General features: G+C 68.4%; 12 protein-coding genes, 1 tRNA gene and 1 pseudogene. 3 read left to right on the top strand and 11 right to left on the bottom strand.

Annotated elements, in window-relative coordinates; all coding sequences use genetic code 11:
* Positions 1-62 precede the first annotated feature (62 nt).
* From ychF to AD428_RS02585, 4 genes and pseudogenes are all read right to left on the bottom strand, one after another.
* Positions 63-1,154 (bottom strand): redox-regulated ATPase YchF, encoded by a 1,092-nt coding sequence (gene ychF, locus AD428_RS02600; protein WP_053244061.1) that lies wholly within the window; start codon positions 1,152-1,154, stop codon positions 63-65.
* Positions 1,155-1,219: 65 nt separating this feature from the next.
* Positions 1,220-1,982 (bottom strand): annotated as a pseudogene (locus AD428_RS02595) (CPBP family glutamic-type intramembrane protease).
* Positions 1,979-2,578: an aminoacyl-tRNA hydrolase gene (pth, locus tag AD428_RS02590; protein ID WP_053244060.1), complete on the bottom strand. Its 600-nt coding sequence runs from the start codon at positions 2,576-2,578 to the stop codon at positions 1,979-1,981. The pseudogene AD428_RS02595 and the gene pth overlap by 4 nt, the downstream one beginning before the upstream one ends.
* A 140-nt stretch (positions 2,579-2,718) precedes the next feature.
* The gene (locus tag AD428_RS02585; RefSeq protein WP_053244059.1) at positions 2,719-3,681 is read right to left on the bottom strand and encodes a LysR substrate-binding domain-containing protein; all 963 of its coding nucleotides are present in this window, start codon (positions 3,679-3,681) and stop codon (positions 2,719-2,721) included.
* Between the two features lie 135 nt (positions 3,682-3,816).
* Between AD428_RS02585 and AD428_RS02580 the strand changes: the two genes are divergently transcribed.
* Both AD428_RS02580 and AD428_RS02575 read left to right on the top strand, forming a co-directional pair.
* Positions 3,817-4,710 (top strand): MBL fold metallo-hydrolase, encoded by an 894-nt coding sequence (locus tag AD428_RS02580; protein WP_053244058.1) that lies wholly within the window; start codon positions 3,817-3,819, stop codon positions 4,708-4,710.
* Between the two features lie 73 nt (positions 4,711-4,783).
* Positions 4,784-5,764, top strand: a complete 981-nt coding sequence (locus AD428_RS02575) for a Bug family tripartite tricarboxylate transporter substrate binding protein (RefSeq protein ID WP_053244057.1) — start codon at positions 4,784-4,786, stop codon at positions 5,762-5,764.
* 104 nt (positions 5,765-5,868) lie between these two features.
* Here AD428_RS02575 and AD428_RS02570 read toward each other — a convergent pair whose 3' ends face one another.
* From AD428_RS02570 to AD428_RS02540, 7 genes are all read right to left on the bottom strand, one after another.
* Positions 5,869-6,489 (bottom strand): 50S ribosomal protein L25/general stress protein Ctc, encoded by a 621-nt coding sequence (locus tag AD428_RS02570; protein WP_053244056.1) that lies wholly within the window; start codon positions 6,487-6,489, stop codon positions 5,869-5,871.
* A 118-nt stretch (positions 6,490-6,607) separates the two neighbouring features.
* The gene (locus AD428_RS02565; RefSeq protein ID WP_053244055.1) at positions 6,608-7,558 is read right to left on the bottom strand and encodes a ribose-phosphate pyrophosphokinase; all 951 of its coding nucleotides are present in this window, start codon (positions 7,556-7,558) and stop codon (positions 6,608-6,610) included.
* 130 nt (positions 7,559-7,688) lie between these two features.
* Positions 7,689-7,765, bottom strand: a tRNA-Gln gene (locus tag AD428_RS02560).
* A 1-nt stretch (position 7,766) separates the two neighbouring features.
* Complete coding sequence (gene ispE / locus AD428_RS02555) at positions 7,767-8,678, bottom strand: 4-(cytidine 5'-diphospho)-2-C-methyl-D-erythritol kinase (protein ID WP_053244070.1); 912 nt, start codon at positions 8,676-8,678, stop codon at positions 7,767-7,769.
* 75 nt (positions 8,679-8,753) lie between these two features.
* Entirely contained in the window at positions 8,754-10,352 is a 1,599-nt protein-coding gene (locus AD428_RS02550) for a methyl-accepting chemotaxis protein (protein WP_053244054.1), read from the bottom strand.
* Positions 10,353-10,519: 167 nt separating this feature from the next.
* Positions 10,520-11,113 (bottom strand): lipoprotein insertase outer membrane protein LolB, encoded by a 594-nt coding sequence (gene lolB, locus AD428_RS02545; protein WP_053244053.1) that lies wholly within the window; start codon positions 11,111-11,113, stop codon positions 10,520-10,522.
* Positions 11,110-12,996 (bottom strand): tetratricopeptide repeat protein, encoded by a 1,887-nt coding sequence (locus tag AD428_RS02540; protein WP_053244052.1) that lies wholly within the window; start codon positions 12,994-12,996, stop codon positions 11,110-11,112. Before AD428_RS02540 ends, lolB begins: the two co-directional genes overlap by 4 nt.
* Here AD428_RS02540 and AD428_RS02535 point away from each other — a divergent pair.
* Positions 12,995-13,542: DNA-formamidopyrimidine glycosylase family protein (locus AD428_RS02535; RefSeq protein ID WP_053244051.1), on the top strand; the 548-nt coding region annotated here is incomplete at its 3' end. The genes AD428_RS02540 and AD428_RS02535 overlap by 2 nt on opposite strands.

Below are 13,542 nucleotides of genomic sequence, written 5' to 3'. Positions count from 1 at the left end.
TTCTAAAGGTTCAATCCGTCCACCAAGCGCTACTGAGCGCCACCGAGCTCCAGCAAAAATCGTCAGACGTTAAACAAGAAATTCATCACATCCCCATCCTGCACCACATACTCCTTCCCTTCCGCGCGCATCTTGCCCGCCTCCTTGGCGCCTTGTTCGCCCTTGTAGGCGATGTAGTCGTCGTAGGAGATGGTCTGGGCGCGGATGAAGCCGCGTTCGAAGTCGGTGTGGATGACGCCGGCGGCCTGCGGGGCGGTAGCGCCGATGGGGATGGTCCAGGCGCGCACTTCCTTGACGCCGGCGGTGAAGTAGGTCTGCAGGCCGAGCAGCTTGAAGGCGGCGCGGATGAGGCGGTTGAGGCCGGGTTCTTCCATGCCCATGTCGGCGAGGAATGCCTGGCGGTCGGCGTCGTCGAGGTCGACGATTTCGGATTCGATGGCGGCGCAGATGGCGACCACGGGCGCCTTGCGCGCTTCGGCGAATTCGGTGAGGCGGTCGAGCAGCGGGTTATTGGCGAAGCCGTCGTCGGCGACGTTGCCCACGTACATGGCGGGCTTGGCGGTAATGAAGCAGAGCTGGGCGATGTCGGCCATTTCCTCGGGCGACAGGCCCAGGGTGCGGATGGGCTTGGCTTCGTTCAGGTGGGCCACGCACTTCTCAAGCACGGCGACGATGCGCTGCGATTCCTTGTCGCCGGAGCGCGCGGTCTTGAGGTGGCGCTGCAGAGCCTTCTCGGCGGTCTGCAGGTCGGCGAGCGCGAGCTCGGTTTCGATGACTTCGATGTCGGCGATGGGGTCGACCTTGCCCGCCACGTGAACCACGTTGGGGTCTTCGAAGCAGCGCACGACGTTGACGATGGCGTCGGTTTCGCGGATGTGGGAGAGGAACTGATTGCCCAGGCCTTCGCCCTTGCTGGCGCCGGCGACCAGGCCGGCGATGTCCACGAATTCAACGGTGGCCGGGAGGATGCGCTCGGGCTTGACGATCTCGGCCAGCTTCTGCAGGCGGGGGTCGGGCACTTCGACCACGCCGACGTTGGGTTCGATGGTGCAGAACGGGTAGTTTTCGGCGGCGATGCCGGCGCGGGTCAGGGCGTTGAAGAGCGTCGATTTGCCGACATTGGGCAGGCCGACGATGCCGCATTGCAGAGCCATGGGAATCCTGTGTGATTATGGTTTGATCGTTGATGCGTAAGTTTACCTCGTCGCCCTCCCCGCCCTCAGGCGGCGGCCGAGGGCACCCAGCGCATGATGGCCCAGATCACCAGGATGGGGCCGGCGTTGAAGAGCGCATGCAGGAGGACGGCGGCGCCGATGCCGCGGCGTACGCGCATCCAGCCCAGGACCAGACCCGTCACCCATTGCGGCAGCACGAGCAGGGGCAGCAGCCAGTATGGGGTCTGGTGCAGGACGAAATTGCCCAGGTGCATGCCGGCGAAGGCGAGCGCGACGAGGTGGAAGACCAGGCCGAAGCGGCGCAGGTAGTAGCGCCGCCAGGCGGTGTTCCAGCCGGCGAGCGCTTGGGGGCGCTGCCGCACGCCCCAGGCGGCGAGCAGCAGGAGAGCGGCCAGCAGCAGGCCGGTCCAGAGCCGCGGCCCCCATATCAGCGCCGGCACGATGGCCGGGCACAGCCACAGGGCCTGCAAGGGGCGGCGCAGGCCGTAGCGGAACAGCATTTCCTCGACGAGCGGGGCCCAGAGAATGGCGGCAAGCACGGGGATGTTGTTCAGGTCCAGCCTGTGGGTGGCGCCGCCGACGCCGGCGGCGGCCACGGCGAGCGGGCCGAGCGCGAAAAGGTTCAATGCCCAGAGGAAGGCGGCCCAGGCCAGCAGGCGCCGCGGTCCGGTGCCGGGCCAGGCGTCGGCCGCGATGCCGCCCGCCGCGCAGCCGGCCGGGCAGGCGGCGCAGCGGAGCCGGTCTGCGGATGAACCGCAGGAAGTCCATGAATTCGCTGCGAAAGCGCGGGCGGGGCGGCGGGTTCATCCGGCCTCGTTGCCGCTGTGCAATTGGCGCGTGGCCAGCGCGAAATCGCCCGCGAGCAAGGCCGGCATGAGGGCGCGGCAACGGTCGATGACGGCTTCGATTTCCTTTTGTTCTTCGCGCCGGGGCTGGTGCAGGACGAAGTCCGCCACGGGCTGGGCCAGCCCCAGGGTGCGGGGATGGCCGATGCCGATGCGCAGGCGCCAGAAATTGGGGCTGCCCAGCGCGGCCTGTATGTCCTTGAGGCCGTTGTGGCCGGCGTGCCCGCCGCCCTGTTTGAGCTTGACCTGGCCGGGCAGGAGGTCGAGTTCGTCGTGCAGCACCAGGACCTGCTCGGGCGCGAGCTTGTAGAAGCGCGCGAGCGCGCCCACGGCCTGCCCGGAGCGGTTCATGTAGGTGGCCGGCTTGAGCAGCAGCACGTTGTCCGCACCCAGGCGCGCCTTGGCGACCATGCCGAAGAAGGATTTTTCCATGGCGAAGGAGGCGCGCAGGTCGTCGGCCACGTGATCGGCCAGCCAGAAGCCCGCGTTGTGGCGGGTGGTTTCGTAATCGGGGCCGGGGTTGCCCAGGCCGACAATGAGACGTATGGGTGTAGGCATGATGGGGCGATTAAACCAAAAAATCCCGTCCCCACGCTGCGCCTGCGGCTTGGGACTGCCCGCGCGAGGACCTTTCTGGTTTTTGTCTTGGGACGGCCCTGTCTCCGGGACCGCGCCCATGCCGATGCGCGCCGGTCCGGTTACTGTGCGGCCAGGCGCAGCGCGCGCGCCTGGCCGCACACGGCCTCCAGGAACACCTGCAGCGCGGGGAAAATCTCGGCGTCCGCCCGGGTAACCACGCCGACCGGAGGCAGGGACCAGTCGGGCTGGAACTTGAGAATGCCCAGCACGCCCAGCCTGGCGTAGTGCAGCGCGACGCCGCGCGGCATGGCCGCCAGCACGTTGGACTGGCGCAGCAGCACCTCGTTGGCCAGCAGGCTCACCGATTCGACGACGGGGTCGATGAGGGGCGCGTTCTGCTCGGCGAAGTAGGCGTCGATGCGCGCGCGCAGCGGGGCCTCGGGCGGCGGCAGGATCCAGGACTGGCGCGCGAGCGTGGCGGCGTTCACGCGCGAGGAGCGCATCAGCGGATGCCCGATGCGGGCGACGACGCGGATGGGTTCTTCGTACAGGATTTCGGTGCGGAACGTCCGCTGGGCCGCGCCCGTCATCAGCCGGCCGATGACGCAGTCCAGTTCGCCGCGCGCCAGCCCGTTGAGCAGCACGTCGTACGAACCCTCCTGCAGCATGACGGTGACGCCCGCCGCCTCTTTGCGCAGTTGCGCCAGCGCCTCGGGAATCAGTACGGGCAGCACGACCTGCAGCACGCCGGCGCGCACCCGGCCCGAGGCGCCGCGGGTCATGGCTTCGAGCTCGACGCGCGCGCCGTCCAGGTCGGCCAGCAGCAGGCCGGCCTTGTGCGCCAGCGCCAGGCCATAGCGGGTGGGCGTCACGCCCCGCCTCGACCGCGCGAAGAGCGGCACGCCGAAGGTGGCTTCCAGCTCGGCCAGCAGCTTGCTGGCCGCCGGCTGGGTCATGCCCATCTGCGCCGCGGCCTTGTGCACGCTGCGGGTGGAGTCCAGCGCCCGCAGCAGGTCCAAGTGCCGGATGCGCAGGCGCGCGCGGATCTCGCTGGCGCTGGGGAGGCGGACGTCGGAAGCCATGACAGGTGATTCCATTTAGTTTTCACTTGATTATAGTTTTCGATTTCTCGGCATATCACGGCTGCCTACACTGGGCTTTCCCGATGCGGAACCACGACCCGAAACCCCACCTGAAACGGACATGAGGGGAAAGCCATGAAAATCACCATGCTGGGCACCGGCGCGGCGCTGCCGGACCCGGACCGCGGCCAGTCCGCCATTCTGCTGACGCTGGAAAACGGCAGGCACTATCTGTTCGATTGCGGCGAAGGCGCCACGCGTCAGATGGTGCGCGCGAACGTCAATCCCGCCGATGTCGGCTTTGTGTTCCTGACGCACCTGCACCACGACCATATCTGCGACTATCCCTACTTCGTGATTTCGAGCTGGATGCTGAACAAGACGGGCAGCCCCTTGTTGCTGGGGCCGCGCGGCACGCGGAACTTCGTTGACCACCTGTTCGAGAATGGCGCTTTCCACGCGGATTTCCAGGCGCGCAGTTCCTACCCGGCGCGGCAGCGGAACATCGAAGCGGTCCGGCCTGAAGTGCGCGAGGTGGCGCCGGGCACGGTGTACGAGGACGGCGACGTACGCATCAGCGTGGACTGGGTTGAGCACATTCCCCGCGAGATCTGCGAATGCTTCGGCGTACGCATCGAAGCTGAGGGCAAGGTCGTCGCTTTCAGCGGCGACACGGCGCCCTGTCCGTCCATGGTCGGCCTGGCGCGGAACGCGGACCTGCTGATCCACGAATGCACGTTTCCGGAATCTTTCATCGCCCACCGCGCCAAGACCGGCGTGGGCACCTATGCGCACACCAGCCCTGCCGACCTGGGCAAGATCGCGCGCGAGGCGGGCGTGAAGAGCCTGGTCGCCACGCATTTCGGCCATTTCGATTCGTGCAGTCCGGTGCTCAAGCGCGCTGCCGCGAAACACCTTCCGGTCGAACTGATGGGGCCGCACCTGATGGACGACATCGTGTCGGACATCCGCAGGCACTATGCCGGGCCGCTGCGATTGGCCCACGACCTGATGCGCATCGACCTGTAGACCGGCTGCCGCCTCGCGGCGGCAACGATTATTCGAGTCCCCGCGCCCGGGGGCGCTTACAAGGGGAACCACGATGAACCGCAAGCTATGCATGCTGGGCATTACGGCGGCGCTGGCCTGGATCGCGCCCGGCGCGTCGCCCGCCGCCGCGCAATACCCTGACCGGCCTGTCCGCATCGTGCTGCCCTACGCGCCCGGCGCGGCGGGCGATATCGCCATGCGGCAGTTGCAGCCCCTCCTGGAAAAGACGCTGGGGCAGCCTCTGATCGTGGATTACCGCAGCGGCGCCGGCGGCAATATCGGCGTGCAGGAAGTCGCGCGCGCCAGTCCGGACGGCTACACGCTGGTGCTGGGCGCGACGAACAACTTCGTCATCAACCAATATCTCTACCGCAAGCTGGGGTTCGATCCGCTCAAAGACCTGCAGCCGATCGGAAAGGTGGCCGACGTGCCCTCCTTCATCTATGTCAGCGCCGCCGTGCCGGCCGCGAACTACGCGGAATTCAGGCAATACGCCCAGGCTCATCCCGGCCAGTTGAACTATGGTTCGCCCGGCACGGGCACCGCGCCGCACCTGTCGGCGTATATGCTGACGCGGGCGATGCAGGCACAGATGACGCACATCCCGTATCGGGGGTCCGCGCCGGGCGTCCAAGCCCTGCTCGCCAACGAAGTCCAGCTCTACCTGGGCGGCTACAGCGTGGGCGCGGCGTATGTGCCGCAGCACCGTATCCGGGCGCTGGCCGTGGCGTTGCCCGAGCGTTTCGCCGGCATGCCGGACGTGCCCACCACGCGCGAGGCCGGAATTCCCGACGTCGTGCTGAGCAACTGGTGGGCGCTGGCCGCGCCCCGGGGCGTGCCGCAAGAGGTCATGCAGCGCTGGTCGCGCGCCTTGAATGCGGCGCTGGCGGACCCCGGCGTCCAGAAGGCGTTTCTGCAGAATGGATTCATCCCCGGCAGGAGCGATCCGGCCGGGTTCGAACGCGAGCTCCGGCAGGAAAGCCGGAAATGGCAAGCCATCGTCAAGGAGTCCGGCATCACGCTCGACGATTGAAGGATGGCCGGATAAGAAAAAACCCTGCGCGTGCCGGGCACGGGCAGGGTCTGGCGCCGGGTACGGCAGGCCCCGGCTCAGCCGGGGCCTGGTCGCCGTGCCTGTCAGGCGGCGGGAGCGGCGTCTTCGCCGGCATCGCCTTCGTCGGCGGCGGCAGCGCCACCGCCCTTGACGACGGCGGAGGCCAGCAGCGGGTTGGCATCGCCGCCGTGGGCGACGTAGGTCACGCCCTTGGGCAGCTTGATGTCAGCCAGGTGCACCGAAGCGCCCGGCAGCAGGTTGGCCAGGTCCACTTCGATGAACTGGGGCAGGGCCGAGGGCAGGCACGTCACTTCCAGTTCGGTCAGGACGTGGCTGATCATGGCGCCGCCCAGCTTGACGGCCGGCGAGTTTTCGCCATTGATGAAGTGCAGCGGCACCTTGGTGTGCAGGGCCTGGTTGGCGTCCACGCGCTGGAAGTCCACGTGCAGGACTTGCGGCTTGTAGGCGTGCCATTGAACCGAACGCAGCAGAACGGGCTGCTCCTTGCCGTCGAGCTGCATTTGCAGGATCGAGGCGTGGAACTCTTCCTTGCGCAGGGCGTGGTAGATCTCGTTGTGGTCGAGTTCGATGTTCAGGGGGGCAGCCGTGCCGCCATAAACGATGGCGGGAACGCGGCCCGCGCGGCGCAGGCGGCGGCTCGCACTCGAACCCTGGACGCTACGCGCAGTGGCATTGAATTTCATGGAAAACTCCAGATTGCTTGGACGATGCGGGGCATCGCCGGTTACGACGCGGCGCGCACCATGCGCGCCGCGGGGTCCGTGTCCCGCCGCGACCAGCGGGGCACGGGAAAACGGTGCGTCAGTCGACGAACAGCGAGCTCACCGATTCCGCGTTCGAAATGCGCAGAATGGTTTCGCCCAGCAACGCGGCGCACGACAACTGGCGGATCTTGGCGCTGGCCTGACCCTGCTCCGACAGCGGGATGGTGTCGGTCACGACCAGTTCGTCCAGCGCCGAGGTTTCGATGCGGTCGATGGCGCCGCCCGACAGCACGGGGTGCGTGCAATAGGCGTACACGGCGCCGGCGCCGCGGTCTTTCAGGGCCTGGGCGGCCTTGCACAGCGTGCCGGCGGTATCGACCATGTCGTCCATGATGATGCAGGTGCGGCCGTCGACTTCGCCGATGATGTTCATCACTTCGGACACATTGGCGCGCGGGCGGCGCTTGTCGATGATGGCCAGGTCGGCTTCGAGCTGCTTGGCCAGGGCGCGGGCGCGGACCACGCCGCCGATGTCCGGAGACACCACGACCAGGTTCGAGAAGTTGCGGCGCCAGATGTCGCCCAGCAGGATGGGGCCCGCGTAGATGTTGTCCACGGGGATGTCGAAGAAGCCCTGGATCTGATCGGCGTGCAGGTCCATGGTGAGGACGCGGTCGACGCCGGCCACTTGCAGCATGTTGGCCACGACCTTGGCCGAGATGGCCACGCGCGCCGAGCGCGGGCGGCGGTCCTGGCGGGCGTAGCCGAAATAGGGAATCGCGGCGGTGATGCGGCCGGCGGAGGCGCGGCGCAGGGCATCGACCATGACCATGATTTCCATCAGGTTGTCGTTCGTGGGCGCACAGGTGGGCTGCAGGACGAACACGTCCTTGCCGCGCACGTTCTCGTTGATCTCGACCATCACCTCGCCATCGGAGAAGCGGCCCACTGTCATCTTGCCCAGGGACATGTCGAGGTGGTTGACTACGTCCACGGCCAGGCGGGTGTTGGCCGTGCCCGTGAAGATCATGAAGCTTTCGTTTGCCATGATGGATGATGCGAGGGTCGTTTCAAGACACTGACGAGGTGGTGCGCGGTCCTGCGGGCCGGAAATAAAAAAGCTGCTGAACCGGGGCCAATTGGATGGGCGTGTTCAACAGCTTTTTTATGTATTCGGGTGGCTGGGGAGGAAGGATTCGAACCTTCGCATGCCGGAATCAAAATCCGGTGCCTTAACCAGCTTGGCGACTCCCCAACTATCTTGCAATCCAATTCCGCAACGGGTGTTCAGCTAATCCAGTACAGGCCTGCACTAACCGAAACCGTGGATGCTTCTGACAATCTGTTTTGTCAGCGGCACGCATTGTAGCGGCAATTTCCGTTTTCGCCAAAACGGCTTCGGAGAGCTTGGAGTATTCGGCGTACAAGCACGCGCCAGACCCCGACATGCGAACATGGACACCATGCTCAGCGAGCCACCGCGCGGCCCTGAAGACTTCAGGGTACTGGCGGTAAACCACCGGCTCCAGATCATTCCTGCCAAAGAACTTGCCCTGGCGAAATGTTGGCGAAGCAAGAAAGTCCGCTATTGTGACCAAAGAAGAATCTCTTGTCAAATCCGGCGCGGAAAAAATGCTGGCAGTGGGCACGCTCGCGTCGGGCTGGGCCACGAGATACGCGCGCTCGGGCAGCTCGAGCGGGGACAGGTCTTCGCCCACGCCCTGGGCGAAAGCCGATTGGCCGAACACGAAAACCGGCACGTCCGCCCCGAGCGGCAGGGCGAGCGCCATGAGTTCGCGCCGCGACAGGCCGGTGTTCCAGAGCCGGTTCAAGGCGATGAGGACGGAAGCCGCGTCGCTGGAGCCGCCGCCCAGCCCCCCGCCCTGCGGGATGCGTTTTTCCAGGCCGATGTGCGCCCCCAGGCGGGTGCCGGTGGCCCGCTGCAGCGCGCGCGCCGCGCGCAGGGTGAGGTCCTGTTCCTCGGGCACGCCGGGCAGGTCGCGCGCGCGGCTGACGACGCCGTCGGCGCGCGCCTCGATGTGCAGCGTGTCGCTCAGGTCGATGAAACGGAAAACGGTCTGCAGCAGGTGGTAGCCGTCGGCGCGGCGGCCCACCACGTGCAGGAACAGGTTGATCTTGGCGGGAGCGGGAACGTCGTAGAGGGTCACGGAAACCACCGTCTTGGCATTGCCCGCATTGTAAGCGGCGGCCCACGGGCCGGGCCGCCCTGCCGTGCGCCGGAATCAGGCCAGCTTGGGCACCGCGCCGGCTGGCAGCGCCACGGCCGGCGCGTCGATCACGTGCCCGTCGGGCAGCTTGAAGACGGCCACCGCGGCGGCCAGGCGGCGCGCCTGTTCCTCCAGCGCTCCGGCGGCCGCGGCGGCTTGCTCCACCAGAGCGGCGTTCTGCTGCGTTACGCCGTCCATCTGGGACACGGCGTCGTTGACCTGGTCGATGCCGCTGGCCTGTTCGTTGGAGGCGGCGGCGATCTCGCCCATGAGGTTGGCCACGCGCTGCACCGATTCGACGATTTCGCGCATGGTGCCGCCGGCCTCTTCCACCTGCCCGGAGCCCAGCTCGACCTTCTGCACCGAATCCTCGATGAGCTGCTTGATTTCCTTGGCGGCGGCGGCGCTGCGCTGCGCCAGCGTGCGCACCTCGCTGGCCACCACGGCGAAACCCTTGCCCTGCTCGCCCGCGCGCGCGGCCTCGACCGCCGCGTTGAGCGCGAGAATGTTGGTCTGGAAGGCGATGCCGTCGATCACGCCCACGATGTCGGCGATGCGGCTGGAGCTGCCCGAGATCGCGCGCATGGTGTCCACCACCGTGGCCACGGCCCGCCCGCCGCGCTCGGCCGCCTGCGCCGAGGCGGCCACCATGCGGTTGGCCTCGCGCGCGGTTTCCGCGTTCTGCTTGACGGTGGAGGCCAGTTCTTCCATCGATGCGGCCGTTTCCTCCAGCGAGGCGGCCTGCTCTTCGGTGCGGCTGGAAAGGTCGGCGTTGCCCGATGAGATCTCGCGCGTGCCCACGTGGATTTCTTCCACGCCCTGGCGCACCGCGCCCACGGTGCGCACCAGTCCGTCCTGCATGTTCCTGAGCGCGGCCAGCAGCGCGCCGATCTCGTTGCGGCCGTGGTCGGCCACGCGGCGCGTGAGATCGCCCTCGGCGATGCGGCGGAACACCTCGCCGGCCTCCTGCAGCGGGCGCAGCACGGCGCGGCGGATCATCAGGTGCGCGCCCGCCGCCACCAGCAGGCCCAGGACCAGCGCGCCGGCCAGCAGGGAAGTGAACACGGCGTTGAACCCGGAGATTTCGTCCATGACCCGCTGGCCCGCTTCATCGGCACGGCGCATGAACGCCTCGCGCGCGGCGACGAAGCTCTCCTGCGCCTGCTGCGTGCCCTGCTTGTAGTAGGCGTCCATGTCGCCCGCCTCCAGCACGTTGCCCACGCTCTGCAGGTTGCGGCTGAAGCTGCCATACGCGCCCAGCAGCTCGGCATAGGCGGCCTGCTCTTCGGCAGTCAGGCCCTCGGCGAAGGCCCTGAAGCTGCGGTCGCCGGCGGCGACGCGCTGCCGCGCGGCGCGCAGCGAGGCGTCGTCGCGGGCCTTGCCCTGGGCCACGCGGGTGGCGTAGCGGCTGAGGTCGGTGCGCGCGGCCACCAGCGACAGCGCGGCATCGTTTACCTCATTCATCTGCCGGGCCGAGAGGCGATAGAGCTGCGCCACGTCCTCGTTGGTCTGGCGCAGGGCGGTGAAGCCCATGCCGCCGACGGCGAGCTGCAGCGCGAAGAAAACCGCGATGAGCCCCAACAGCATCGTTGCGATGCGCATGTTCCTGAACATTCGAATACTCCCTGAAGGCGCGGACGGGTCCGGCCGGTGTGACGGCGCGCGGGCAAGCGCCCGCGGCGGCGGTAAGGGTGAATTATTCGGTAACAAAGAGGGAAGCCCGGCGGGAAATACAAGGGTAAACCCTTGATTTTTCCCAGTGCATCAGCGCCGAAACTGTGCTAGGAGGGCTGGTTGACGACCAGGCGGACCAGGATGCGGCGGCCCGGCTCCTGGCGTTCGAGCACCAGCAGGCAGGGCCCCTGCGCGTCGTAGCGCGACAGGCGCGCGTGCCAGCCGCCCTGCTCGAAAGCGGCCAGGTGGCCGATGTCATCGCGCGTGACGCCGGAGGCTTGCGGGCTGGCGGGCAGGCGCCCGCGCAGCCAGTCGCGCAGGCCCGAAACCGGCATGCTGCTGCCCAGCGCCTCGGCGGCCAGCGCATCGGGGTTGTCGGCCGACAGGCGGGTGCCGTCGGCTTTGGTGAGCGTGGCGGCGCCCGGGCCGCCCTCGACGCGGGCCTCGGTGGAGCCGAGCGGGTTGGTCAGGTCAAGCACATAGCGGCTGCCGTCGTCCAGCCACGAAAATCCGCCCTGCACGGCGCTCTGCTTGCCGCCTTCTTCGTTGACGGTGATGGCGAAGCGGCCAACGCGCGAGAACGCGCCCGGCGCGGCGCCTTCGATGGGCCTGGGCGTGGTGCAGGCCGCCAGCGCGGCCGCGCACAGCGCCGTGCCCAGGCCGCGCAGGAAGGCGCGCCGGTTGCGCAGCACGGCGGTCACGGCTGGACCCCGAGCCGCTTGATGACGTCCCGCACGGTTTCGTTGGCCGGGTCTTTTTTCAGCGCCGCGCGCAGCAGCTGCAGGGCCTGGTCCTGCCTGCCCTGCTGCCAGAGCACTTCGGCCAGGTGGGCGCCGATGTCGGCCTCCGGGCGCAGGCCGTATGCCCGGCGCAGGTAGTCGGCCGCGGCGGCGAGATCGCCCATGCGGTATTTCACCCAGCCCATGCTGTCGAGGATGAACGGGTCGTTGGGCGCGAGCTCCAGCGCCTGGGTGATGAGATCCAGCGCCTCGGGCAGCCGCTGGTTGTGGTCGGCCAGCGTGTAGCCCAGCGCGTTGTAGGCGTGCGCGTGGTCGGGGTCGAGCGCGATCACCTGCCGCAGCAGGCGCTCCAGGTCGCCGAGGCGGTCCTGGCGCTCGTAGAGCATGGCCAGCTCGTATTTGATTTCGACGGTGTCGGGCAGCGCCTTGTCGGCGGCCTCGAGCACGGAGACGGCCTGCGGCACCCGTCCGGCGTCGCGCAGGATCTGCGCCTTGGTCAGCACGCCCAGCGTGCGCTCTTCGTCGTCCTGGGGATTGGCGGCGTCGATCATGGAGAGCGATTCGTCGACCCGGCCCTCCTTGGCGCGCAGCGTGGCCTGCCGCATGCGCACCGAGTAGCGCAGGGTGGGATCGTCGATGCGGCCCAGCTCGGCGATGGCCTCGTCGTAGCGGCCCTGGTCTTCGGCGATGCGCGACAGCAGCACGCGCGCGTCGGCGGCCGCGGCGCCGGCATCGGTGGAACCGGGCGCCGTGGCGCGCTGGCGCTGGCTCTGCACGTCGAGATACTGCTGCAGCAGCGTGCGGGCCTGGGCCAGCTGCCCCGCCTTGTAGGCAAGCTGGGCCTGCATGAACAGCAGGTCGAAATCTTCGGGGGAGCGGCGCGACATGGCCTGCAGCTCGGCCAGCGCGCCGTTGTAGTCGCCGCTGTCGGCCAGCTGGCCGGCCAGCATCAGGCGCACCTTGCGCGCGTTGGGGTTGCGCGCGATATAGGCGCGGGCCTCGGATTGCGCGCGCTGCGGATCGACCTTGTAGCCATATTCCAGCACGCGCTGGGCGGCCGGCTCGGACCGGGGATCGGCGGCCAGCGCCTGGCGGGCCTCCTGGGAGGCGCGCTCGTAGTCGCCCGCGGCCGAGGCCACGTCGGCCAGCGCCAGGTGCGCTTCGGGCAGCTTGCGGGCGCTTTCGCTCAGGGATTCGTCGAGGATGCGCAGCGCCAGGCGGCGGTCGTTCAGCCGGCTCAGCACGGCCAGCGCCTGGCCGATGGCGGCGGTCTTGTCGCGGGCGCCGTCGATGCGGGCGCGCAGCGCCTGCGCCAGGCCCCGCGTCTGGCCGTTGGCCGCGGCCAGCGCCAGCTCGGTGGAGCTGGCCTCGACGTCGTTGGGCGCCAGGCGGGCCCACACGCGCGCCGCTTCCAGCGCGCCGGGCAGGTTGCCGCCGGCCAGCTCGAATTCCAGGCCGCGCCGGGCCAGGCGCGGATCGCCGGTTTCGCGCGCCAGCCCCACCATGGTGGAGGCGGCCGTGCCGTACATGCCGCGCTGCGCGGCGATCTCGGAGGCCAGCACACGGTAGAAGATGTCGGCGGTGAGGGTCACATAGGGCAATTGGCCCGGGCGCAGGCGGATGACTTCGGTTTCCGGCTGGCGGCTGGGCGGCGCGATCCGAGGGCCGGTCGCATCGCGCGTCCTGCTGTCGGCGGCCTGGGCTTGCGGGGCCAGTGTGGCGGCCAGCGCAAGCGCCAGCACGGCTATCCCGAGATTCATTTGTTTGAAAGACGACTTCACGCGGCCCGTCCGGTTGATGGCACAATCTTCGTACACGCAATTGATGATCTTACACTGGCTCATGCCGGAACTGCCCGAAGTCGAAACCACGCGCCGAGGAATCGACGCCGTCATCACCGGCCGGAAGCTCTCGCGCCTGGTCGTCCACGAACCCCGCATGCGCTGGCCCGTTCCGCCGGACCTGCCCGGCCTGCTGGCCGGGCGCACGGTGCTGGAATGCGCCCGCCGCGGCAAGTACCTGCTGCTGCGTTTCGAGCACGGAACGCAGATCGTGCACCTGGGGATGTCGGGCTCGCTGCGCAACGTGGCGCCGGGCGAATTCCTGCGCAAGCACGACCATGTCGAATGGATCTTCGACCACGCCGTCCTGCGCCTGCACGACCCGCGCCGCTTCGGCGCGGTGCTGTGGCACGACAGCGCCGCCGGGCCCATCGAGCAGCATCCCCTGCTGGCCCGGCTGGGCATCGAACCCTTCGACCCGCGCTTTGACGGCGCCTGGCTGCACCGGCACTTCCGCGGCCGGGCCATGGCGATCAAGCAGGCGCTGCTGGCGGGCGACGCCGTAGTGGGCGTGGGCAACATCTACGCCTCCGAAAGCCTGTTCCGCGC

It is taken from the genome of Achromobacter sp. DMS1 (assembly GCF_001270295.1).
Note: the sequence above shows the minus strand (reverse complement) of the source record. Positions and strands in the feature narration are given on the sequence as shown.